Origin of the sequence: Gymnodinialimonas ceratoperidinii (genome assembly GCF_019297855.1) — a bacterium.
In the GTDB taxonomy this organism is placed as follows: Bacteria; Pseudomonadota; Alphaproteobacteria; order Rhodobacterales; family Rhodobacteraceae; genus Gymnodinialimonas; species Gymnodinialimonas ceratoperidinii.
Window position 1 is genome coordinate 2,189,974 of the sequence record NZ_CP079194.1, and the last position, 21,320, is coordinate 2,211,293.

Genomic DNA, 21,320 nt, shown 5'->3' on the forward strand with positions numbered 1-21,320 from the left:
CCTCTTCATGGGTTGGTTCCGGCGCGCAGTTCGGCCGGAAAATGTCGGTGAAGGCTCTCACGGCAACGCGCGATACCTTCGGCATAGGGGAACGGCCTGTCCTTCGCGGCGCGGGCCGCTTTCGGGACGTCATCAATCTCGACAGGCGCGATCATGTCGCGCCCGATGGAGGCCGCGTAGTCGTGGTATTTCAACCGCCCCTGGGTGTCCGGGTCCATCCAGGTGTTCGCCACCCCGTAGGCGTCAGCAACAATCAGCCCGTGCAGGCTGGCCGAGAAGACATGGGCCGAGCTTGCGATCTGGTGGCAGACGGTTGCGGGGTCAAGGCGCACGTCGACCAGGTGCAGCGCCGGGTCGGCCTCCACCATGTCGACGAAGCGGGGGTCTTCCATCTGGCTGTGGTGCGGTACGACCGCCACCCGGTCATGGCGTTCTTCGACCGGGCCGAGGGCCTCATCCGCCAGCAACCCCGGATCGCCGAACTCGGTCATCTTCAGCCGCAGGAAAGCGGCCGAGATCGGGCCGCGCAGCAAGCGCACGCGGACGTTTTCAAGAAAATCCTTGCGGTAGAAGGGGTTGAGAAGCCCCGTCCCCCACAAGAGCGGCCCCTCACCCCGCGCGTGATCGGTCCAATGCCGGGAGATCACGTGCATGAGCGAGCCGAGGGCAAACAACTCGGCCTGCTTCGGCCGCGCGTTCACGACCTCGCGCCCCGAGACATGGGCGACGATCAACTGGCTCAGGGCATCGCCGAAATTCGGCGCGGGCCAGTAATAGAGGCGGATCGGATCGCTCATCCCTGCCCCACTTTCCGGCTCAGCTCAGCCGAGCGCTCTTCAGGCACGCAGAGGAAATTCCGGTTATCCTTGTAATGCTTGATCGACGCCGGCAGGTCGAACCCGTTGGCCAGACGCCAATCGGCGAAGTCATGGATGTTGTCCCGGTCCACTTCGACCAGCAACACGGGCCGGGTGCGCCGGATCGTCTTCTGCAACCCCCGCAGCACGGCCATCTCCATGCCCTCGACGTCGATCTTGATGAAATCGGGCGTCTCGTCACGCAGGAAGTCATCGGGCCGCAGGGTCGCGATCTCACCATCGCCGGGCACCATCCGCGCCGCGCCGAGGTTCTTGTGCCGTTCGGTCATCGTGAAGCCCTCGCCGTCCACGTCCGAGGCCCCAAAGCCCACGTAATCGAAGACGGTCCGCTCCTGCAGGCCATTCATGACGAGGTTCAAGACCAACAGGCGGTAGGCCAAAGGATTGGGTTCAAACGGAATGATCCGCCCGGCCCCGCAAAACAGCCCGGCATAGAGAGAGTGATTGCCGACATTGGCCCCGATATCGAGGAAGGTGCCGCCTGGGGGGAGGTGTTGGCGGATGAAGCCCAACTCGTCCGGCTCGTAAAAATGCCCATTGCGATGCGCACGCTGGATCGGATCGCGCTCCATGTTGGTGACGAAAGAGACCTCGCGCCCGTCAACCTCGGCCTCTGTCAGGCGCAGATCAGCAACGTCGAAATCTGCCGATCCCACGGATAACCCGCGCGGCATCGTGCCGTCTGAGATCAGACGCTCGACTTGCGTCATGCCATTCTGAACCCGCGTCTCGATCATTGCGCTGCCGTCTCCGCCGGCCGAGGCCCTGCCCCGGGCAGCAAATCCATGTAGTCATGCAATTGGGTCTCCTGGATGACGCCACGATGCATCAGTTCGACCATGGCCGTGACACCAAGATCCTGGGTCAAAAGCACGCTGTCGCAAAGGATCGCGAGATGCTTGAGCTCTTCGTCTTCGAGCCCCTGCAGGTCCAGAAGCCCGCGCACCATAACCGCATCGCCATCGCCCAATTGGCTGCGATAAACGGACCGCTTCAATCGCGCGGACCACGGATTGCGGAAGCCGATCTCCTTGAGAAACAAGAACTTGTGCAGCAGGAAGCCGTGTTGCCCAAGCTCCGTCAATTGATCCGCCAGAACAGGCTGACCCTCGTACATCGGAACCGCCGTCACCTCGGTGATGACGGCGAGAGCCTTTGACAACTTCCCTGCGCCGTTCTGGAACACGGCCAGCTCGCTGCCCTGAATATCGATCTTCAGGAGATCGAATTCAGGAAGCTCCTCGAGGTCGTCCAGACGGGACGTCTCGACTTCGATCCGGTCCACGACCCGCATGCGGTCCGCGAACTGTCCGGTGGCCTCGACGAACCTGCGGCTTGGCTCCAGCAGAGAGGTAAAGCCGACGTCTGAGCAGACTTTCAATTCCGCCGGTTCACCAGTTCCGACCGCCGCGCAAATGTAGTGCTCATGAGCGCCCTTGGCCGCCATCAGCTTGTCATACGCCCCGGCCTGCGGCTCGAAACCCCAGACGTCACAGCCGCCGATGGACAAGAGCCCCTTGTAGGGCGTCTCATCCAGCGGATTGGCACCAATGTCGACAACCCGCGTCAAACGGTCAGGCGACAGAATGTCGATCAGCGCCCGCGCTCGCTCGGGCTGAAATCCAACGCTCATTGCTTGCCTCCCGTTAAAGGACTGACCGCTGAAACCGAAAGTGAGAGCCTCTCAGCCTCAGGGTGCATTCGCGGTCTACCGTTCGGTGACGCGGGCTTAACCCACGCTGCCTTCCAGAGAGATTGCGACCAACTGCTGCGCTTCCATGGCAAATTCCATCGGCAGGGCCTGCAGCACTTCCTTGGCGAAACCGTTGACGATCAGCGCCACGGCCTCTTCTTCGTCCATGCCGCGGGACTGGCAGTAGAACATCTGGTCGTCGTCGACCTTCGAAGTCGTGGCCTCATGCTCCACCCGACTCGAGTTGTTCTTCACCTCGATGTACGGCACCGTGTGGGCGCCACATTTGTCGCCGATCAGAAGGCTGTCGCACTGGGTATAGTTGCGGCTGTCCTTGGCCTTGGGATGCATCGACACGAGGCCGCGATAGGTGTTCTGGGCGCGGCCCGCGGAAATCCCCTTGGAGACGATCCGCGATTTCGTGCGCTTGCCCAGGTGCACCATCTTGGTGCCGGTATCGGCCTGCTGCATGTTGTTGGCGATGGCGATGGAGTAGAACTCGCCCTGGCTGTCGTCGCCGCGCAGGATGCAGGAGGGGTATTTCCAGGTCACAGCCGAGCCGGTCTCGACCTGCGTCCACATCACCTTCGAGCGGTCGCCCCGGCAATCGGCGCGCTTGGTCACGAAGTTGTAGATGCCACCCTTGCCGTTCTCGTCACCCGGGTACCAGTTCTGCACCGTGGAATACTTGATCTCGGCGTCGTCCAGCAGGACCAGCTCCACCACGGCAGCGTGCAGCTGATGCGTGTCGCGCATCGGCGCGGTGCAGCCTTCAAGATACGAGACGTAGCTCTCCTTGTCGGCAATGATCAGCGTCCGCTCGAACTGGCCGGTGTTCTCGGCGTTGATGCGGAAGTAGGTGGAGAGCTCCATCGGGCAGCGCACGCCGGGCGGGATGTAGACGAAGGAGCCGTCCGAGAAGACCGCGCTGTTCAGCGTCGCAAAGAAGTTGTCGGTGATCGGGACGACCGAGCCGAGGTACTTCTTGACCAGCTCCGGATGCTCCTTGATCGCCTCGGAGATCGAGCAGAAGATCACGCCCGCCTTCTTCAACTCCGCCTGGAAGGTCGTGCCTACCGAGACCGAGTCGAAGACCGCGTCGACGGCCACCTTGCGGCCCTCGGCGGGTGCCTCCTCGGCCCCTTCGACGCCGGCAAGGATCATCTGCTCCTTCAGCGGAATGCCGAGCTTCTGGTAGGTTTCCAGCAGCTTGGGGTCGACCTCGTCGAGCGACTTCGGCTTGGTCTCCATGCTCTTGGGCCGCGCGTAGTAATACTGCGCCTGGTAGTCGATGGCGGGATAATCGACCATCGCCCACTCGGGCTCCTTCATCTGCTTCCAGCGCTTGAACGCCTGCAGACGCCAGTCGAGCATCCACTCGGGCTCTTCGTTCTTCTCGGAGATCAGACGCACGATGTCCTCGTTCACGCCGATGGGCGCGTAGTCCATCTCGATCTCGGTGTCCCACCCATACTTGTAGGCGCCACCCAGGCCCTTGACCGCTTCGACCGTCTCCTGGTCGACGCCCTCTTTCACCTGAACTTCATCGATATCGAGTGCGCTCATGATCCACCTCCAAGCGCGTCGCCGCGCGAATTTCCGTCATGCGCGTTGCCGCGCGAATTGTCTGTCCCACGCGTCACCGCGCGAATTTCCTGTCCCGAGCGGTCAGCCACGCGTCACAGAACGCCGCGACCTGCTCTTTCGATACCGAAGGCCCCAGGGACACCCGCAACGCGCTGCCGGCCTGAGCCTCCGAATATCCCATCGCGCGCAACACGCCCGACATCTTCACCTTGCCGCTGGAGCAGGCAGACCCCGCCGAAACGGCAAATCCTGCAAGATCCATCGACATGACCTGCGTCTCGCCCTTCCAGCCCTCGGTGATGAACATCGAGGTGTTGGGCAGACGGTTCACGCCTTTCCCGACTAAAATAGTCGATCTTGCGCCATCTTCCAGAGTCTTTTCTAGAAATATTCTAAGTTTGTCCACCGGCTCCCAGAGCCCATCGGCCAAATCTTTTGCCGCAGCCTCTGCGGCCGCGCCAAATCCGGCGATCCCGATGAGGTTCTCGGTCCCGTGACGGCGTCCCATCTCCTGCCCGCCGCCCCTGATCTGGGCTTGCAGATCAAGGCCGCGACGGATCACAAGGGCGCCGACACCCTTGGGGCCGCCGATCTTGTGGGAAGAGACAAAGGCCATGTCGATCCCGGCCCAATCGAAAGCCAGCGGCACCTTGCCAAAGCCCTGCGTCCAGTCGCTGACCGCCAGACCTTCGGGCAACTCCTGCAAAATGCCCGTCTCGGAATTGGCGATCTGGAGGCAGGAGCGCGCCGGATCGGCGACGCGCACACGGCCCCGTTCATCGACAGGCAGAGCCTCCTCGCCCCAGGCCCGCACCGCGTCATGCTCCACCGCCGATATCGCCAGCCCGCGCCCGGCCATCGCCAAGGCCGCAGCCTCCGTCGCGCCCGAGACGAAGACGATGTCCGCCGCCTGCGCCCCAAGCGCCTCCGCCACCTGCGCGCGCGCGCGCTCCAGCATTGCCTTGGCCGCGCGCCCTTCGCTGTGCACAGACGAGGGATTGCCCACCAGATCCATCGCATCGCCCATCGCGGCGCGCGCTTCCGGACGCAGCGGCGCCGTGGCGTTCCAATCGAGGTAACTGCGCGCTCTCATCTCACACTCCGGTTCGACATCGTCGGGGCTTCATCTTGGCCAATACAACTCACTCCGACATCCGCCCCAAGAGGCGACGGCGGCGGCCGTGGCGCCTGATGGGGCTATTCGTCCACCAGTTCAAACAGGTTGGGCACGGCGGGACAGGGCGAGAGTTCGTTCTTCACCACGTCCGACAGGCGCGTCTGATGCAGGAAAACATAGACATGGGCCGAGAACCCCTCCCACAACCGGTTGGTCAGGCTCTGCGCGCGGCTGCCCGAGGCGCCGCCGGACGCGCCGGCGCCCGTGTGCATGGCGCTGACGGTCTCATCCACCGCCTCGAAAACCTCGACGATGCGAATGTCCGAGGGGGTCCGCGCCAACCGATAGCCGCCGCCGGGGCCCCGCACCGATTCCACCAGCTTGGCGCGGCGCAGCTTCACGAAAAGCTGCTCCAGATAAGGCAGGCTCACGTTCTGGCGCTTCGACAATTCCGAGAGCGGCGTCAGCACACCGTCCTCCTGCAAGGCCAGATCGGCCATTGCCACCATCGCATAGCGCCCCTTGGTGCTCAGCTTCATTCAATCGCTCCTGCCAATGGCCCTGCAATCCGCGCGCTCATGCGCTTGAATGATTGACCTTTTCGCGCCCCGCGCTTAACTGCGATGCAACCTTTGCGCGGTCAGACGCCCGCGCATATATTGGAATCGTTCTAGGGAGAGCCGCGCGGCCCGTCAAGAAACCGCGCGCCCGCCCCCCTGAGCCGGCAAGACAAGTAGGAGATGTGGATGCCCGAGGTTATTTTCCCCGGACCAGAAGGCCGCCTCGAAGGCCGCTACCACCCCCAGAAGGCAAAAGACGCCCCCATCGCGATCATCCTGCATCCGCATCCGCAATTCGGCGGCACGATGAACAACCGCGTCGTCTACAACCTGCATTACGCCTACCACCAGATGGGCTTCACCGTGCTGCGCTTCAACTTCCGCGGTGTGGGCCGGAGCCAAGGTGAATACGACCAGGGCATCGGCGAGCTTTCCGACGCCGCCTCGGCGCTCGATTACCTGCAGTCGATGAACCCCAACTCCAAGCATTGTTGGGTTGCGGGCTTCTCCTTCGGGGCCTGGATCGGGATGCAGCTCCTGATGCGCCGCCCCGAGATCACCGGCTTCATCTCGGTCTCGCCGCCCGCCAACATGTACGACTTCTCCTTCCTCGCGCCCTGCCCTGCCTCGGGCCTGATGATCAACGGCACCGCCGACCGGGTGGCAAAGCCACAGGATACCCGCATCCTCGTGGACAAACTGCACGAGCAGAAGGGCATCACCATCACCCACGAGGAAATGGAAGGCGCCGGCCACTTCTTCGAGGATCCCTACATGGATCCGATGATCGAGACGGTGCAGGCCTATGTGCGCCGCCGGCTGACCGAGAACACACGGTAAATCCCATGGGTCTTGCGAACGATCTTGCCGAGAAACTCGCGATCGACGCCTGTGAGACGGCGGTCGCGCTGGACGACGAGAGCATTCCCGAAGCGGTGGCCCAGGTGGTCGGCAGCTCCTCCCCCACCACGGAGGAGCTGTTTCGGACCGCCGTGCGGGTGATCCAGGCCGAGGCGCGGGCGCGCAAATTCCTCGAAGACAAGATCAGGGCGGCCGAAGCGGCTCTGCCCAAGGGCTGAGCCGGCGTGGCGCGCAACCTCACCCGCCGCCGCTCCTCCCCTCACAACGTCCCCGCCAGCGCCTGTCCCGCGACACTGCGCCCCGGTATGCAACGGTATACGCACTTTGCCTCCGGCCCCTGATCCGTTACACGGTGCGCAACTCACATGCACCCAGAGGGCCGTTCCATGACAACTCCTGACATCATCTACACCCGCGTCGACGAAGCACCCGAGCTGGCCTCGGCTTCTCTGCTGCCGATCATCCAACGCTTTGCCAAGGCCGCCGATATCTCGGTCGGGGTCAAGGACATCAGCCTCGCGGGCCGCATCCTTGCGAGTTTCCCCGAGAAGCTGACCGAGGAGCAGCGCGTCTCCGACGACCTCGCCGCTCTGGGTGAACTGGTCAAGACGGCCGATGCCAATGTCATCAAGCTGCCCAATATCTCTGCCTCGGTGCCGCAGCTGGTTGCCGCCGTGTCCGAGCTTCAGGCCAAGGGCTACGACATACCCGATTACCCGGAAGCCCCCAAGACCGACGCGGAGAAGGAGATCCGCGCGCGGTTCGACGCGATCAAGGGCTCGGCCGTGAACCCGGTCCTGCGCGAAGGCAATTCCGACCGCCGCGCCGCCACGGCGGTGAAGAACTACGCCCAGAAGAACCCGCACCGCATGGGCGTCTGGAGCGCCGACAGCAAGACCCGCGTGGCGTCCATGTCGGGCGGCGATTTCGTCTCCAACGAGAAATCGATCACGCTGGCGGATGAGACGTCGGCCAAGATCGTGCTGGAAACCGCGCAGGGGGAGATGGTCCTGAAAGACGGCCTCTCCTACCCCGCGGGCACCGTGCTGGACGCGACCTTCATGAGCGCCGATGCGCTGGACGCCTTTCTGGCCGAGGAGATCGAGAAGACAAAGCAGGAGGGCATCCTGTTCTCGCTGCACCTGAAAGCCACGATGATGAAGGTCTCGGATCCGATCATCTTCGGCCACGCGGTGCGCGCGTATCTCGCCCCGGTCTTCGAGCAGTTCGGCGACGAGATGGCGGAGCTTGGCGTGAACCCCAACTCCGGCCTCGGCGACCTGTTGGAGCGCGTGAACGGCCATTCCGAGATCATGGCCGCCATCGACACCACCCTGTCCGAGCGTCCGCCGATGTACATGGTCGACAGCGACAAGGGCATCACCAACCTGCACGTCCCCTCGGACGTGATCATCGACGCCTCCATGCCCGCACTGATCCGCGCCGGCGGCAAGGGATGGGGCCCGGACGGGAACGAGGCCGATGCCGTCTGCGTCATCCCCGACAATTCCTACGCGCCGGTCTATGACGAGACGATCGAGTACTTCAAAGAGAACGGCGCCCTCGACCCGGCAACCGCCGGCACGGTCCAGAACCTCGGGCTGATGGCGCAGAAGGCCGAGGAATACGGCTCTCACCCCACCACCTTCGAGATCCCCGAAGATGGCACCGTCAAGATGATCGCGTCCGACGGCACCGTGCTGCATTCCCATGCCGTGAAGGCCGGTGACATCTGGCGCTCTGCCTCCACCCGCAAGGCACCGATCGAGGATTGGGTCCAGCTCGCCATCGACCGTCAGAAAGCCACCGGTTTCCGCTCCATCTTCTGGCTGGACGAGAACCGTGCCCATGATGCGCAGCTCATCCAATACGTGAAGCCCATCCTGCAAGCCGCTGGTGTCGAAGACAAATTCGAGATCATGGCCCCGCGTGAGGCGACCCGCGCCTCGCTCGAGACGATCACAAAGGGCGAGAACACCATCGCCGTGACCGGCAACGTGCTGCGTGATTACCTGACCGACCTTTTCCCGATCCTCGAGCTGGCTACCTCGGCCAAGATGCTGTCGATCGTGAAGCTGATGCAGGGCGGCGGGTTGTTTGAGACCGGCGCCGGCGGATCGGCCCCGAAGCACGTGCAGCAGCTCCACTCCGAAGGTCACCTGCGGTGGGACAGCTTGGGCGAGTTCTGCGCCCTCGGTGAGAGCTTCACCTTCCTCGCGGACGCCAAGGGCAACGCCAAGGCGCGCGTCCTCGGCGATGCGGTGGACGCCGCGACCCAGGGCATCCTCGACGACAACCGCTCGCCCGGGCGCAAGGTCGGCCAGCCCGACAACCGCGACAGCCACTACTGGTTCGCCCGCTACTGGGCCGAGGCTCTCGCCGCTCAGACCGACGACGCCGAGATCGCGGCTGAGTTCGCGCCCATGGCGAAGGCTCTGGCCGAGAACGAAGAGACGATCCTCGCCGAGCTGGATTCGACCGAAGGCAGCGACGCCGACACCGGCGGCTACTACCTGAACGACCCCGAGAAGCTCGCCGCCGTAATGCGCCCGAGCGCGACGCTCAACGGCATCATCGGGTAAGTGACGTCTAAGGCATCGCCGGGCGCGGGCTCGGCGGTGCTGCCCAAGTATAAGGCAGTTTCCGGTCGCCAATTCATCTTGCGGACTATCTTAGTCAAAACGGCTGCAATAATCGCCGTGCCGAGGCGCCATTTGCAGATGCGCCCCGGCTTGCAACCTTGATTCCGTGCGAGTGCTTCGCTCTAAACGAACTGAACCGACTTCCCCAACAGGACCGCCATCATGACCAAGATCAAAGTAGACAACCCCATCGTCGAAATGGACGGCGACGAGATGACCCGCATCATCTGGCAGTTCATCAAGGACAAGTTGATCCTGCCCTACCTCGACATCGATCTGCTCTACTATGATCTGGGCATCGAGGAGCGCGACCGCACCAACGACCAGGTGACCATCGACGCGGCAGAGAAGACCAAGGAAGTCGGTGTCGCGGTCAAATGCGCCACGATCACCCCGGACGAGGCACGGGTCGAGGAATTCGGCCTCAAGAAAATGTGGAAATCGCCCAACGGGACGATCCGCAACATCCTTGGCGGCGTGATCTTCCGCCAGCCGATCATCTGCAAGAACGTGCCCCGCCTCGTGCCCGGTTGGACACAGCCGATCGTCGTGGGCCGCCACGCCTTCGGCGACCAGTACAAGGCCACGGACATGAAGTTTCCGGGCGCCGGCACCCTGACGATGAAGTTCACCGGCGAAGACGGCACCGAGATCGAGCACGAGGTGTACAAGGCCGACAGCGCCGGCGTCTTCATGTCGATGTACAACATCGACAAGTCGATCTACGACTTCGCCCGCGCCTCGCTGAACTACGGCCTGAACCTCGGCTGGCCGGTCTACCTCTCGACCAAGAACACCATCCTCAAGCAATACGACGGTCGCTTTCTGGAAATCTTCCAGGAGGTCTTCGACAACGAGTTCAAGGAGGCCTTCGAAGAGAAAGGCATCTGGTACGAGCATCGTCTGATCGACGACATGGTGGCCTGCGCGATCAAGTGGAACGGCGGCTTTGTCTGGGCCTGCAAGAACTACGACGGCGACGTGCAGTCCGACGTGGTGGCGCAGGGCTTCGGCTCGCTCGGGATGATGGCCTCTCAGCTGATGACGCCCGACGGCAAGATCGTCGAGAGCGAGGCCGCCCACGGCACCGTCACGCGCCATTACCGCAACCATCAGGAAGGCAAGGCGACCTCGACCAACTCCATCGCCTCGATCTTCGCCTGGACCGGCGGCCTGAAGCACCGCGCCAAGCTCGACGGCAACGCGCAGCTGACCGAATTCGCCGAGACGCTGGAGCGGGTGATCGTGGAAACGGTCGAGGCCGGGCACATGACCAAGGATCTGGCACTTCTGGTCGGCCCGGATCAGAGCTGGCTGACGACGATGGGCTTCCTCGAGAAGATCGACGAGAACCTGAACAAGGCGCTCAACATCTGATGCGATACCGCCCCCGCCGATGCGGTCTGGGGGCGGACCGCTTGAGTGCATCCCTCCTGAAAAGGCGCTGCCATGACTGATCGTTCGACCCTGCTGCAAACCTTTCTGGAACACGCGGATCAGGCCTTCACGGCCCATACCCACGACCCCGAGGCGCGGCGCGTGGTGCGGAGCGTCTTCGCGGCGCTGACGGAGCCGGGAGCGCCCGGCGACGAAGGCGAAGAAATGCCCGAACTTGCGCGCGAGCATCTTCCCTATCTCCTCGATCCGGAGCATTTCTCCGACTACCTCCTGCAGGAGCTCGCGGTCAGCTTCTCCGATCTCGCGCCGCATCTGGTCTGGACGCGCCGCGAGGGTGACAACCCCAATGCCAGCGACGGTTTCGACGCGGGTCACGCCAATGCGATGATCGTGGGGCCCGGCGGTCTGGAGCGGCGCTCGGACGTCTGGCTTGGCGTCTCGCTGCTCGCCGCCGAGGTGCGCTACCCGGATCACAGCCACCCCCCGGAGGAGACCTACCTGACCCTCACCCCCGGCGAATTCCGGCAGGAGGGGCAGGATTGGACCACGGTCGGCGCAGGCGGCACCTTCTACAACCCGCCGGGCGTCACCCATGCCATGCGCGCGGGCGAGGATACGATGCTCACCTTCTGGGCGTTGAACAACAGCGCGTAACTGACCGCCCTCTCAACCGAAATTCCTCCGGAGGCCCCCATGTCCGAACCCCGTTTCGCCCGCTATCCTAGCCTCGAAGGTGCATCCGTCTTCGTGACCGGCGGCGCGTCAGGGATCGGCGCGGGCATGGTACGGGCCTTCGCCGAGCAAGGCGCCAAGGTGGGCTTTGTCGACATGGACGCCAGCGCCGGCGCATCCGTCGCGGAGGAAACCGGCGCCACCTTCGCGGCTTGCGACCTGCGCGACATCGACGCCCTGCGCGCGGCATTCGCCGAGTTGGCCGCGGCCAATGGGCCGGCGGAGGTGCTGGTCAATAACGCGGCCCGTGACGACCGCCACACGTGGGAAGAGGTCACGCCGGACTATTGGGACGAGCGCCAGAACACCAACCTGCGACACCAGTTCTTCGCCATCCAGGCCGTGGCGCCGGACATGATCGCGGCGGGCAAAGGCTCGATCATCAACATGGGGTCCAATTCGTGGATGGAGGCCGTCGGCGGCTTTCCCGCCTATGCCACGGCGAAATCGGCGGTCCATGGGCTGACCCGCTCCATGGCGCGTGACCTTGGGCAGCACCGCATCCGCGTCAACACGATCGTGCCGGGCTGGATCATGACCGAGCGCCAGAAGGATCTCTGGGTTACCGAGGAAGCTTTGGCCGCGCATCTTGAGAGCCAATGCCTGCCCGACCCGATCGACCCGGTTTACGTGGTCCGCATGGCCCTGTTCCTCGCGTCGGACGACGCGGCAATGTGCTCTGCCAACAATTACATGGTCGAGGCGGGCTCGATCTAGGAGAGCTCTACAACCTCGACGGTATCCCCCTCGAAGATTGCCCCGTGACCGGGCGGCAGCTCCGCCCAACCGCCCTGCCCGACTTCCAGCGGCTCCGAGACGACGGCCCACCCTCTCCGGCTGTCGCTCCACCGGTAATAGACCGAGGGCGCGATGCGATCAGAGGAGAGGCGCAGCGCAAAGAGCCGCGCGCCGTTGCACCACGCGGCGGAACTGCGCAGGTGTGGCGTCGTTCCCTGCGAGAGCGACATCGCCTCCAGCGCGCGGTGCGCGTTCAGCATCGCCCCCATCGGGTCCTTGTCGAGCCCGCCCTCCAAGGCATAGAGAAACAGCAACTCGCTGTCGGTCGCGCCCTTGCGATAGGGGTAGAGCCTGTCGGATACGCCCATGTCCGCATGCCGTCGGAACCGGTCGAAGCCGCCGATCTGGCCGTTGTGCATGAAGCTCCACCGCCCGTAGGTGAACGGATGGCAATTATTGCGGCTGGTCGCCGCCCCGGTGGAGGCGCGCACATGGGCCAGAAACGCATGGCTTTGCACCGTGCGCGCGAGCGACGCGAGGTTCGGGTCCGACCACGCCGGGAACACGTCGCGGTAAAGCCCCGGCTCCGCCCGATCCCCATACCACGCCACGCCAAAACCATCGGCGTTGATCGCCGTCTTGCATTCCGTCGCCGCACGGCTCTGGGTGATCAGAGAATGGCCGGGACTGGTTAATAATTCTTCAAGATAGATCGCGTCGCCAAGATACGCCGCCCAACGGCACATTCACGCGCCCCGGTTATGGGTCTTCGCATACATCTCAGCGATCAGCTTGCTGGCGGTCTTCTCAAACATGCAGGGGATCAGGGCATGGACCGCCGCCGCGCCCGCCGCGAGAAAAAGCTTGAAGCTGAAGGTGCCCGCGAAGGCCATATGCTCGAAATAGCTTTCATCCACGTCAGCGGGATGGTCGAGGAAGATACGGCGGATCATCGGGAGGCTCCTGTAGGTTTTTATTTGACCCATGGTGCCACATGGGGCGCGTGATACGCTCCCAAATCTTGCGCGCATTCCGCGTGACGTGTGGATAAATTCCCACTAGAATGGATTTATGGCAAATATTGACCCAATAGACGCCCGCATCCTCGCCCGTTTGCAACGCCGCTGCGACGAACCGCTTGAAGAGCTTGGCCAGCACGTCGGCCTGTCGCGCAACGCGGTCTGGCGGCGCGTCAAGGCGCTGGAAGAGCGCGGCGTTCTGGTAGGCCGCGTCGCGGTTGTCGATCCGGATGCGGTCGGTCTGGGACTGATGGTGTTCATTCAGGTCCGTGCCGGCCATCACTCGGCCGACTGGTTGGAGAAATTCCGCCGCGCCGTGCGCGCCATGCCCGAGATCCTCGGCGTCTACCGGATGACCGGCGACCTCGACTACCTCCTACGCGCGCGGGTGGCGGACATGGCGGACTACGACAGGCTCTACCAACGCCTGATCGCCCGCGTCGACATGGGCGACGTCTCGGCTAGTTTCGTGATGGAAGAGCTGAAGGAGGGCAGCGCCCTCCCTCTGTGAGGTCAGGTCTTGTAGCGTTGTTCGTTCTGCTTACGGGCCGAGCGCAGAACCATGTAAGGCAATAGCCAATCGGACTCGCGCATCCAGCGATAGTCGTACCGCAGCTTTCCGCCATGAGACGTCCGCATGCCATTACCGGAAATGATATGGTGATTCTGCGATGATAAGACGTTCTCTGCGTCGACCAGTTGCGCGCCGACGAAGGCATTGATGCGGTCGGCAGCGGTTTGTGTCGCGAGGCAGATTTCTTCGTACGTCGTCGTCAGAGAAGAGAGGTTCAGCTCCTGGATTGCGTCTCGGATACGGCCGTTTTGACGCCACCAGCTTATGCCTTCATCGATAGCTCTCGGGCGACGCTTTCCAATCCGATCCGCGCGTTTGAGCTGAGCAGAAATGTAGGCGCGCATGTCCTTGGACGTGTGGAGTACGAAGGGATCAAGCGGTGCGACCCGACGCAAGCCCGCAATGGTTTTGGAGCTATCCACCACGAGACCTTCAGGTCCCACCAATTCTGACGCTGCCTCCATGATGCGTTTAAACCGCTCGTTCCGATCGAGGCCTTCAATACCGCTGAAATACGGACCCCACAGTGTGCATTCCAAAGTTGGCGCACCGCATGAGCAGATTTGGGATGTGACGTCCGCGGCTTCCAGCCCCAGGCTGATTTGCAACTCTCCGAGGCTGACGGAGATCCCGCCCGAGGAACATGCGAGATCGAGCAGCGTGGTGCCACTGTGGCCCTGGCCCGCGATATATACAACGCGGGCTAAGTTTTCAGAATTCGTTTGAACCATTATGCGTTCACATCAACAACAACGCGGCCTCGGACGCCGCCTTTCAGGATCGCGCGGCCAAGGTCCGGGAGGTCGGATAGCGTGGCCGGTTCGATCATGGCCTCGAGCTTGTCCATCGGCAGGTCGCGGGCGATGGCTTCCCAGGCGCGGAGACGGTTGTCGTAGGGCTGCATGACGGAATCGATGCCGAGCAGGTTCACGCCGCGCAGCAGGAAGGGGATCACGGTGGCGGGAAGTCCCGCCCCGCCTGCGAGACCCACGGCGGCGACGGAGGCACCGTATTTCATCTGGCCCAAAACGCGGGCGAGCATGTCACCGCCGACGGCATCGACGCAGCCGGCCCAGGTCTCGGCTTCCAGCGGGCGCTTGGTGGTCTCGTTGAGCTCCGCGCGCGGCACGATGCGGCTGGCGCCGAGGGACTTGAGGTAATCCTCCTGCTCGGGCCGGCCGGTGACTGCGGCGACGTCATGTCCTTTGGCGGCGAGGATGGCAGTCGCGACCGAGCCCACGCCACCCGCTGCACCGGTCACAAGAACTTCGCCATTTCCGGTGGTTAGACCGTGATCTTCAAGTGCCATGACAGCGAGCATGGCGGTGAAACCGGCGGTGCCGACGGCCATGGCCTGCCGGGTCGTGAGGCCGTCCGGGAGCGGCACCAGCCAGTCCGCGTTGACGCGGGCCTTCTGCGCGTAGCCGCCCCAATGCATCTCGCCCACGCGCCAGCCGGTCAGTACGACCTTGTCGCCGGGGCTGTAGCGGTCATCGTCGGAGGCCTCGACCGTGCCGGCGAAATCGATGCCAGGGACATGGGGGTAATGGCGCACCAACCCGCCGCCGGGGCCGACACACAGGCCGTCCTTGTAGTTGAGGGTCGAATAATCGACAGCGACCGTCACATTGCCCTCGGGCAGGCGATCCTCGGTGATTTGCTGGACCGAGGCGCTGGTCTTGCCTTCGTCGTTCTTCTCTACGATCAACGCGTTGAACGTCATGGGGTCACTCCTTCAAGTGTTGCGTCAAGATTGCACCTTAAGCTGCTGCAATCAAATCCAGAATTTCTCTCTGACCTCGGCGGGCAGCGCGCCTTCCGGGGTCTGGACGTGGAGCTGCGTGCCCGCGTCCCAATGGGTCATGCGGACCATGCCGATCGCCACGCCCTCGCCGAAATCGGGGCTGAGCGCGGCGGAGGTCACCTGACCCACGCGCTTGTCGCCGGCCATCAGCGGCCAGACCCGGTCACAGCCGGGCAGCGAGGGCGCATCGATGGCGATGGGGCGGACCTGCTGCACGGGCCCTTCCTTGGCAACCCGCAATAGCGCGTCGCGGCCGATGCAGCCTACCGCCGTCGCGGTGTTGCAGAAACGGCCGAGGCCGCATTCGTGGGGGGTGTTGTCGTCGGTCATGTCGTTGCCGTAGCTCAGCAGCCCGCCCTCGATCCGCTCGATCCCGTTGGGGCAGCCGGCGTGCACGTCGAGCTCGGCCCCCGCCTCCATCAGCGCGTTCCAGAGCGGCATGCCCAGATCCCATCCTTCGACGTAGATCTCGAAGCCGCCCTGCTTGGAGTAGCCGGAGCGGGCGATCAGCATGTCGTGACCCTGAAAATCGAACCAGCCGAAGCGGAAGAAGCGGATGTCGCGGACCGCGTCGCCGAAGACACGGGCCAGCAGATCGTCCGAGCGCGGGCCCTGAACGGCAAGGGGCGACACGTCCGGCTCATCAACCAGCACGTCGAGGCGATAGCCTTGCGCCACGCCCTTGACCCAAAGCAAGAGGTCGCTGTCGGCAATGGAAATCCACCAGCGATCCTCGGCCAGTTTCAGCAGCACTGGATCGTTGAGCATCCCACCGGTCTCGTCCACCACCGGCATGTAGTAGCATTGGCCGGGCAGCATCCCGCGCAGGTCGCGGGGGGTGAGCATCTGCACCAACCGGCCCGCGTCGGGGCCGCGAATTTCCACCTGCCGCTCGACCGCGACATCCCAGACCTGCACCGCCTCCTTCAGGTGGCGATAGTCCTCTTCCACGCTGCGAAACACCGTGGGCAGAAGCATCCTGTTGTAGACGGTAAAGGCCTTGCAGCCCGCGGCTTCGACCCCGTCGGAGAACGGTGTGCGACGCAGGCGGCGGGAGGGAGAGATCAGAGCCATCGGAGGGTCTCCTTACCTTGGCGAGACGATCTGGGTCCGAATAGGATGGTCGGCATCAACCCAGAGGATTTTCCATGAACAAAGTATTTTTGACCGCGGTAGCCGTTCTCGCAGCAACCACGGCGGGACATGCCCAGACCATCGGGCCGGAGCGGGTTGCGGCCGCGATCCTGACGGGTTTCCAGTTCCAGGACGTGGACATGATCGCGCCCTTCGCCAACGAGACCAACGCAGCGTTCTTTCACGGCCTGCAGAGCGGCACCGAAGACCCGGCCGAGCTCTTCGACGGGGACCGTGGCGCGGCGGGCATTGCTTGGGACGGCATGATCCTTCCGGTGCGCTACAACGACAGGGCGCAGGCCGTGGTGCCCTTCGCCATCGAGGGAGAGGCCACGGCGATGCCGCTCGGATCGGGCGTGGAGGGGCGCTACATCTCGGTCGTGCTGTCGCTCGACAGCCCCGAGGATACGTCCTGGGGTCTTGTCGATTTCAACTACATCGACCGCGCCGAGTACGCCGCGATGGCCGAGACGCGCTAGCTCTCCCCCCGCCCCTGAAACCGCAGGGCGCGCGCCGGTCAGGCGCGCATCGCGACCGCGTCTCACCGCCCGCCGCCGGCGGAGCCGGACCAGTCAATCGGGCAGATCTCCGCGGATTTGCCGGAGAAATCCCACATCTTGCCGAAGTCGCGCACGCGGCTCTTGAGGCCTTTGGCCGCGATGATATCGGGGCCCATCCAGTACTTGGAATTGGTGATCATCACCGGATGCTCGGGGTTGCCGCCGTCGATCATCTGCACTTCGCCCTGGATCTTCTTGCCCACGAAGAGCCCGCGCTTGTTGCCCTCGCGGGTGATCTCGACCTTCTCGCGCTCGGCATTGACGATGTCGGAGACCAGCAGCGTGAAGAGCCCCGTGGTGCCGCCAGCCGCGCCCGAGAAGATCTCGAGCAGGCCCTGATACGCCTTGCCGCTGGCGCGATCGTCGACATAGGCCGCCACCTGCCAGCCGCCGTCGGCCATGCGGCCGGGGATATAGACCATCAGGCCGACGTTGAGACCCGAAAGATCCTCGCCCTCGAAGTGGCCTTCGTCGATCGCAATGCCCATCCAGGCCTTGCAGTCACCCTCGGTCGGCTCGTGCTTGCCGAGCGACACGACGCAGGGGCAGAAAACGGTGCAGGAGCAGTTCAGGATCAACTCGCCCTTGATCGCCCAATCGCGCGGCGTGATCTTGCGGCGCTTGGGGTTGTCCATGCGGCTGTCGATGCGCTGACTGACCGCGAGGCGATCGGCGTCGGGGCGTTTCTTGGTGCTCATATCTTCTCTCCCTATGCGGCGATGTAGGGGTACGCGAGCACGCCCAATCCACCGATCATCAGTGCCGCCCCGAGGGGCTTGGTTACATAGTGCCCGATCTGGGGCAGTTTCTCAAAAACCATGAACAGCGTGGCGAGGCCCATCCACAGCAGGCTCATCATGCCGCCCACGAAGCCGAGCGCCATGAAGCCCCAACAGCAGCCGGCGCAGAAAGTGCCGAGGCCGAGGCCCATGCGCAGGCCGCCAGAGAAGCCGGTGCGCCAATGGCCGAGGAAATAGGTCATCGGGGCGTGACAGACGCCGTGGCAGACCTCTTTCGCGCGGGTGAACTGGAAGCCGCCCACGAGGATCAGCAATCCGCCCGCGATCCATGTGTTGGAGGCGACCCCCATCATGTCGATCACCCCGGCGCGCAGGAGCGCGATCTGGGTCAGCGCGAACAGCGCGGCCATGGCGATCCAGACGATGGAATAGCCCGCAAGCACGCCAAGCCACCCCGCCCGCGTGCCGTCGGCGGAGGTGATCAGCCGGTCGTAATTGGTAAGCGTGGGAACCAGCGTGGGCAGCATCATCGCCGCCATCATCAGGGTCCACATGCCGAAAAGCGGGTTGAAACGGGTCATCGCGGACATGTCCATCGCGGGCATGTCGGCGGCAGGCAATTCCATGGCAGGCATGTCGCTCGCGGCCATGTCAGAAGCCGGCATCCCGCCCATCGGCGCGGCTTGCATCTCCATCGCGCCCATCTCGCTCGTCCCCATGTCCATCGCACCCATGTCCATGGTCGGGCGACCGATGAGGTCCAGCCCCATTCCGGTGCTCATCTGGTAGAGCACCACCCATGAGATCAGGATGATGGAGAAGAACGTGAGCCAGAGGGCCGATTTGAAAGCGTGGGTCATCGTCAGGGATCCTGAGGCGCGTCGGCCAATGAGAGCGATTCCGGTTGCACAAAGTGATGTCAGACAATTAAATGTCTGACAAATGAAAATCGATCCGAATTCCAAAGCCGACCTTTCGGCGCAGATCGCCTCGGCCATTCGCGATGCCATCATCGCGGGCGAGCTGATCGTGGACACGCGCCTGCCTTCGGAGGCGGAACTGTCCGAGACCTTCGAGGTCTCGCGGTCCACCGTGCGCGAGGCACTCAAGCGGCTGGCGGCGCAATCGCTGATCCGCACGCAGCGGGGCGCGTTCGGCGGCGCCTTCGTCAATCGGCTCTCCTACGAGGACGCCTACGGGCAACATATCACGACCTCGACGCTGCTTCTGGGGATGAACGAGGTGGGCTTCGATACCGCCTGCGAGGCGCGGTTCGCGCTGGAGCGGGCCTGCGCCGATCTGTCGGCGGCCCGGCGCACGGCGGATCATCTGGCGACGATGCGCGTGGAGGCGTTGCGGCAGGGCCAGCCGGGGCTGAGCGACGAGGCCTTCTGCGCCTCGGACGTGGCCTTTCACCGGGCGCTGGTGGACGGCGCCGACAACCCGGTGATGTCCTATCAACTGGCCGGCGCGGTCGAGGCGATGCAGCCCTTGATGAACATGATCACCTTCACGGCCCGCAACCGCGCCGAGATCGTACGGCTGCACAGCCTGATCGCGGATGCGGCAGAAGCCCGTGACGGCGCGGCGGTGGCCTCGGCCCTGACCGAGTTGGAGGCCTATACCAAGACCCTCGCACAGTCGGTCTTCGCCGCCCGCGCCAAGGGCGCCAGCGCCTGAGCGGGAACGCGCCGGGGGCTCATCCGCTGTCGCGATGGCGCCATGCTGAATCGCTTGAGATTGCCCGCCCCCGGCCCTAGTCTCCATGCCAGCCTGACAAGCAAGACCACAACAGGGATGTCCCAAACCATGAAAAAAACTGCCCTTCTGACTTCGGCCCTGGCACTCGCCACGGCCCTTCCCGCCGCCGCCCAGAACCTGACGGTGTTCGACTATTCCGGCTTCGAGGATCCGGCGTTTCACCAGTCCTACATCGACACCCACGGCGGCGCGCCGGAGTTTGTCTTCTTCGGCGACGAGGATGAAGCGTTTCAACGCCTGCTGGCCGGTTTCCAGTCTGATGTGACCCATATCTGCGCCGGCTCGGTGCCGCGCTGGCAGGCCTCGGGCATCATCGAGCCCTGGGACGCCGAGCAGATCGAGGCCTTCGAGACCCTTAACGCCGACCTCGTCGGTCAGGACGTTCTGTCGGGATCGGAAGATCTCTACTTCCTGCCGACGGACTACGGCTCCACCGCCGTGGCCTACAACGCCGATGAGCTGTCCGAGGAAGACGTGACCAGCCTCGAGATCTTCAACAACCCCGCCTATGCCGGCCGCCTGTCGATCCCCGACAACGTGGACGACGCCTATGCGCTGGCCTATCTCGCCACCGGCGTCACCGACTGGTCCGACGTGAGCGATGCCGAGTTCGAGGCCGCCACCGAGTGGCTGCGCGGCATCCACCAGAACCTGCGCACATACTGGACCGACCCCGCCGAGATCAGCCAGCTGATCGGCTCGGGCGAGGTTCTGGCGGCCTGGGTCTGGAACGAAGTGCCCGTCGCCATGGCCGAGGAAGGCTTCAACGTCGGCTTCTCGCGCAACACGACCGAAGGATCATCCGTCTGGCTCTGCGGCTACGTGAACATGGTCGAGGGTGCCGGCGAGGAAGCGCAGGCCTATGACTACGTGAACGCCCTGTTGTCCGACGCCTCCGCCGGACCGCTTCTGGACAGCGGCTTCGGCTCTGCCAATGACGCCGCCCTGCAGGCCCTGGGCGCCGAGGCGCTGGAAGCCTCGGGTCTGGGTGAAGTGACGGTGCCGGTTCTGGCGCAGCTGCCGATCTCTAACGAGCAGCGCGAGCGTCAGGCGGAAGCGTTCGAGCGCATCAAGGCGGGCTTCTGATCAAGCCCCAAGGGTCGGCGTCCGCGCCGGCCCTACCCTTGCGATGCAACTTCAATGAAAGCACGCAAGCCTTTGGAAACCAAAAAAAACGCGCCCCGAATGATCGGGGCGCGTTTCTTGTTGCGGCCTTGTGAACCTGAGAGCGCCTAGCGCTCGGACCCCTCCGGTATCAGGTCACATGGTCTGCCAACAAGCAGTCACTCATTCAACTCATCACACACACACGAGATGAACCTATTTCCTCACCTTAAGTTCCCTACAACCGCCGCCATGACACGGGTAGCTGGCGGCGGCCGTAGGGTAAGGGCGCAAGTGAAACTGGATTTCTCCAGGCACGCTTCCATCAGCTCGCGTCCTCTTGTGAACATGTATACATGCCCACAGCAGAGACGCAAGATATTTTACGCGGGTAAAAAAGAAAAATTTTACCGAACGC

At 63.7% G+C, this 21,320-nt stretch carries 23 protein-coding genes; 10 read left to right on the plus strand and 13 right to left on the minus strand.

Translation table 11 applies throughout. From position 1 onward, the window contains the following. Positions 1 to 5: 5 nt before the first annotated feature. The 6 genes from KYE46_RS10655 to iscR form a co-directional block, all read right to left on the minus strand. A complete protein-coding gene (locus KYE46_RS10655; protein WP_219000604.1) occupies positions 6 to 797 on the minus strand; it encodes a polysaccharide pyruvyl transferase family protein in 792 nt (263 codons plus the stop codon). Beyond that, positions 794 to 1,615: an FkbM family methyltransferase gene (locus KYE46_RS10660; RefSeq protein ID WP_219000605.1), complete on the minus strand. Its 822-nt coding sequence runs from the start codon at positions 1,613 to 1,615 to the stop codon at positions 794 to 796. The genes KYE46_RS10655 and KYE46_RS10660 overlap by 4 nt, the downstream gene beginning before the upstream one ends. Further along, a complete protein-coding gene (locus tag KYE46_RS10665) occupies positions 1,612 to 2,511 on the minus strand; it encodes an FkbM family methyltransferase (RefSeq protein ID WP_219000606.1) in 900 nt (299 codons plus the stop codon). Before KYE46_RS10665 ends, KYE46_RS10660 begins: the two co-directional genes overlap by 4 nt. Positions 2,512 to 2,607: 96 nt before the next feature. Next, complete coding sequence (sufB, locus tag KYE46_RS10670; RefSeq protein WP_219000607.1) at positions 2,608 to 4,137, minus strand: Fe-S cluster assembly protein SufB; 1,530 nt, start codon at positions 4,135 to 4,137, stop codon at positions 2,608 to 2,610. 73 nt (positions 4,138 to 4,210) lie between these two features. Continuing rightward, complete coding sequence (locus tag KYE46_RS10675) at positions 4,211 to 5,251, minus strand: cysteine desulfurase family protein (protein ID WP_219000608.1); 1,041 nt, start codon at positions 5,249 to 5,251, stop codon at positions 4,211 to 4,213. A 104-nt stretch (positions 5,252 to 5,355) separates the two neighbouring features. Beyond that, on the minus strand, positions 5,356 to 5,814 hold the full coding sequence (gene iscR, locus KYE46_RS10680; protein ID WP_219000609.1) for a Fe-S cluster assembly transcriptional regulator IscR: 459 nt from the start codon (positions 5,812 to 5,814) through the stop codon (positions 5,356 to 5,358). A 207-nt stretch (positions 5,815 to 6,021) separates the two neighbouring features. On the opposite strand from iscR, the gene KYE46_RS10685 reads away from it, so the two are divergent. The 6 genes from KYE46_RS10685 (at position 6,022) to KYE46_RS10710 (ending at position 12,185) form a co-directional block, all read left to right on the plus strand. Continuing rightward, the gene (locus tag KYE46_RS10685) at positions 6,022 to 6,675 is read left to right on the plus strand and encodes an alpha/beta hydrolase (RefSeq protein ID WP_219000610.1); all 654 of its coding nucleotides are present in this window, start codon (positions 6,022 to 6,024) and stop codon (positions 6,673 to 6,675) included. Between the two features lie 5 nt (positions 6,676 to 6,680). Then, positions 6,681 to 6,914, plus strand: coding sequence for a hypothetical protein (locus tag KYE46_RS10690; RefSeq protein ID WP_219000611.1), 234 nt, complete (start codon positions 6,681 to 6,683; stop codon positions 6,912 to 6,914). 168 nt (positions 6,915 to 7,082) lie between these two features. Then, positions 7,083 to 9,278 (plus strand): NADP-dependent isocitrate dehydrogenase, encoded by a 2,196-nt coding sequence (locus KYE46_RS10695; RefSeq protein WP_219000612.1) that lies wholly within the window; start codon positions 7,083 to 7,085, stop codon positions 9,276 to 9,278. Between the two features lie 222 nt (positions 9,279 to 9,500). Further along, a complete protein-coding gene (locus tag KYE46_RS10700) occupies positions 9,501 to 10,715 on the plus strand; it encodes an NADP-dependent isocitrate dehydrogenase (protein ID WP_219000613.1) in 1,215 nt (404 codons plus the stop codon). Positions 10,716 to 10,787: 72 nt separating this feature from the next. Beyond that, positions 10,788 to 11,390 carry a dimethylsulfonioproprionate lyase family protein gene (locus KYE46_RS10705; RefSeq protein WP_219000614.1) on the plus strand — a complete coding sequence of 201 codons (603 nt, stop codon included), beginning with the start codon at positions 10,788 to 10,790 and terminating at the stop codon, positions 11,388 to 11,390. A 39-nt stretch (positions 11,391 to 11,429) separates the two neighbouring features. Beyond that, positions 11,430 to 12,185 (plus strand): SDR family NAD(P)-dependent oxidoreductase, encoded by a 756-nt coding sequence (locus tag KYE46_RS10710; RefSeq protein WP_219000615.1) that lies wholly within the window; start codon positions 11,430 to 11,432, stop codon positions 12,183 to 12,185. Here KYE46_RS10710 and KYE46_RS10715 read toward each other — a convergent pair. Next, a complete protein-coding gene (locus KYE46_RS10715) occupies positions 12,182 to 12,952 on the minus strand; it encodes a class II glutamine amidotransferase (RefSeq protein ID WP_219000616.1) in 771 nt (256 codons plus the stop codon). The genes KYE46_RS10710 and KYE46_RS10715 overlap by 4 nt on opposite strands. Then, positions 12,953 to 13,159 (minus strand): DUF6356 family protein, encoded by a 207-nt coding sequence (locus KYE46_RS10720; RefSeq protein ID WP_219000617.1) that lies wholly within the window; start codon positions 13,157 to 13,159, stop codon positions 12,953 to 12,955. 118 nt (positions 13,160 to 13,277) lie between these two features. Between KYE46_RS10720 and KYE46_RS10725 the strand changes: the two genes are divergently transcribed. After that, on the plus strand, positions 13,278 to 13,736 hold the full coding sequence (locus KYE46_RS10725; RefSeq protein ID WP_219000618.1) for an Lrp/AsnC family transcriptional regulator: 459 nt from the start codon (positions 13,278 to 13,280) through the stop codon (positions 13,734 to 13,736). A 2-nt stretch (positions 13,737 to 13,738) separates the two neighbouring features. Here KYE46_RS10725 and KYE46_RS10730 read toward each other — a convergent pair whose 3' ends face one another. From KYE46_RS10730 to KYE46_RS10740, 3 genes are read right to left on the minus strand one after another with little or no spacing between them, the layout of a single operon-like run. Further along, positions 13,739 to 14,530 (minus strand): hypothetical protein, encoded by a 792-nt coding sequence (locus KYE46_RS10730; RefSeq protein WP_219000619.1) that lies wholly within the window; start codon positions 14,528 to 14,530, stop codon positions 13,739 to 13,741. Next, positions 14,530 to 15,522 carry an MDR family oxidoreductase gene (gene acuI / locus KYE46_RS10735; RefSeq protein ID WP_219000620.1) on the minus strand — a complete coding sequence of 331 codons (993 nt, stop codon included), beginning with the start codon at positions 15,520 to 15,522 and terminating at the stop codon, positions 14,530 to 14,532. Before acuI ends, KYE46_RS10730 begins: the two co-directional genes overlap by 1 nt. Before the next feature lie 51 nt (positions 15,523 to 15,573). Further along, positions 15,574 to 16,677 (minus strand): dimethylsulfoniopropionate demethylase, encoded by a 1,104-nt coding sequence (locus tag KYE46_RS10740; RefSeq protein WP_219000621.1) that lies wholly within the window; start codon positions 16,675 to 16,677, stop codon positions 15,574 to 15,576. 74 nt (positions 16,678 to 16,751) lie between these two features. On the opposite strand from KYE46_RS10740, the gene KYE46_RS10745 reads away from it, so the two are divergent. After that, positions 16,752 to 17,216, plus strand: a complete 465-nt coding sequence (locus tag KYE46_RS10745; protein ID WP_219000622.1) for a hypothetical protein — start codon at positions 16,752 to 16,754, stop codon at positions 17,214 to 17,216. A 62-nt stretch (positions 17,217 to 17,278) separates the two neighbouring features. Here KYE46_RS10745 and KYE46_RS10750 read toward each other — a convergent pair whose 3' ends face one another. Together KYE46_RS10750 and KYE46_RS10755 are read right to left on the minus strand one after the other, a co-directional pair. Next, the gene (locus KYE46_RS10750) at positions 17,279 to 17,995 is read right to left on the minus strand and encodes a DUF1326 domain-containing protein (RefSeq protein ID WP_219000623.1); all 717 of its coding nucleotides are present in this window, start codon (positions 17,993 to 17,995) and stop codon (positions 17,279 to 17,281) included. A gap of 11 nt (positions 17,996 to 18,006) precedes the next feature. Beyond that, positions 18,007 to 18,897: a DUF2182 domain-containing protein gene (locus tag KYE46_RS10755; protein ID WP_219000624.1), complete on the minus strand. Its 891-nt coding sequence runs from the start codon at positions 18,895 to 18,897 to the stop codon at positions 18,007 to 18,009. 82 nt (positions 18,898 to 18,979) lie between these two features. On the opposite strand from KYE46_RS10755, the gene KYE46_RS10760 reads away from it, so the two are divergent. Continuing rightward, positions 18,980 to 19,717, plus strand: coding sequence for a FadR/GntR family transcriptional regulator (locus tag KYE46_RS10760; RefSeq protein WP_219000625.1), 738 nt, complete (start codon positions 18,980 to 18,982; stop codon positions 19,715 to 19,717). 129 nt (positions 19,718 to 19,846) lie between these two features. Next, complete coding sequence (locus tag KYE46_RS10765) at positions 19,847 to 20,884, plus strand: extracellular solute-binding protein (protein WP_219000626.1); 1,038 nt, start codon at positions 19,847 to 19,849, stop codon at positions 20,882 to 20,884. The last annotated feature ends 436 nt before the right edge of the window (positions 20,885 to 21,320 follow it).

Excerpts from the sequence above, each read along its gene's own strand:
- KYE46_RS10655 (WP_219000604.1), bottom strand. The coding sequence starts at position 797 with ATGAGCGATCCGATCCGCCTCTATTACTGGCCCGCGCCGAATTTCGGC.
- KYE46_RS10715 (WP_219000616.1), bottom strand. The coding sequence starts at position 12,952 with ATGTGCCGTTGGGCGGCGTATCTTGGCGACGCGATCTATCTTGAAGAA.
- KYE46_RS10700 (WP_219000613.1), top strand. The coding sequence starts at position 9,501 with ATGACCAAGATCAAAGTAGACAACCCCATCGTCGAAATGGACGGCGAC.
- iscR (WP_219000609.1), bottom strand. The coding sequence starts at position 5,814 with ATGAAGCTGAGCACCAAGGGGCGCTATGCGATGGTGGCAATGGCCGAT.
- KYE46_RS10730 (WP_219000619.1), bottom strand. The coding sequence starts at position 14,530 with ATGGTTCAAACGAATTCTGAAAACTTAGCCCGCGTTGTATATATCGCG.
- KYE46_RS10740 (WP_219000621.1), bottom strand. The coding sequence starts at position 16,677 with ATGGCTCTGATCTCTCCCTCCCGCCGCCTGCGTCGCACACCGTTCTCC.
- KYE46_RS10755 (WP_219000624.1), bottom strand. The coding sequence starts at position 18,897 with ATGACCCACGCTTTCAAATCGGCCCTCTGGCTCACGTTCTTCTCCATC.
- KYE46_RS10765 (WP_219000626.1), top strand. The coding sequence starts at position 19,847 with ATGAAAAAAACTGCCCTTCTGACTTCGGCCCTGGCACTCGCCACGGCC.
- KYE46_RS10750 (WP_219000623.1), bottom strand. The coding sequence starts at position 17,995 with ATGAGCACCAAGAAACGCCCCGACGCCGATCGCCTCGCGGTCAGTCAG.
- KYE46_RS10710 (WP_219000615.1), top strand. The coding sequence starts at position 11,430 with ATGTCCGAACCCCGTTTCGCCCGCTATCCTAGCCTCGAAGGTGCATCC.
- acuI (WP_219000620.1), bottom strand. The coding sequence starts at position 15,522 with ATGACGTTCAACGCGTTGATCGTAGAGAAGAACGACGAAGGCAAGACC.
- KYE46_RS10675 (WP_219000608.1), bottom strand. The coding sequence starts at position 5,251 with ATGAGAGCGCGCAGTTACCTCGATTGGAACGCCACGGCGCCGCTGCGT.
- KYE46_RS10745 (WP_219000622.1), top strand. The coding sequence starts at position 16,752 with ATGAACAAAGTATTTTTGACCGCGGTAGCCGTTCTCGCAGCAACCACG.
- KYE46_RS10690 (WP_219000611.1), top strand. The coding sequence starts at position 6,681 with ATGGGTCTTGCGAACGATCTTGCCGAGAAACTCGCGATCGACGCCTGT.
- KYE46_RS10720 (WP_219000617.1), bottom strand. The coding sequence starts at position 13,159 with ATGATCCGCCGTATCTTCCTCGACCATCCCGCTGACGTGGATGAAAGC.
- KYE46_RS10760 (WP_219000625.1), top strand. The coding sequence starts at position 18,980 with ATGAAAATCGATCCGAATTCCAAAGCCGACCTTTCGGCGCAGATCGCC.
- KYE46_RS10660 (WP_219000605.1), bottom strand. The coding sequence starts at position 1,615 with ATGATCGAGACGCGGGTTCAGAATGGCATGACGCAAGTCGAGCGTCTG.
- sufB (WP_219000607.1), bottom strand. The coding sequence starts at position 4,137 with ATGAGCGCACTCGATATCGATGAAGTTCAGGTGAAAGAGGGCGTCGAC.
- KYE46_RS10705 (WP_219000614.1), top strand. The coding sequence starts at position 10,788 with ATGACTGATCGTTCGACCCTGCTGCAAACCTTTCTGGAACACGCGGAT.
- KYE46_RS10685 (WP_219000610.1), top strand. The coding sequence starts at position 6,022 with ATGCCCGAGGTTATTTTCCCCGGACCAGAAGGCCGCCTCGAAGGCCGC.
- KYE46_RS10725 (WP_219000618.1), top strand. The coding sequence starts at position 13,278 with ATGGCAAATATTGACCCAATAGACGCCCGCATCCTCGCCCGTTTGCAA.
- KYE46_RS10665 (WP_219000606.1), bottom strand. The coding sequence starts at position 2,511 with ATGAGCGTTGGATTTCAGCCCGAGCGAGCGCGGGCGCTGATCGACATT.
- KYE46_RS10695 (WP_219000612.1), top strand. The coding sequence starts at position 7,083 with ATGACAACTCCTGACATCATCTACACCCGCGTCGACGAAGCACCCGAG.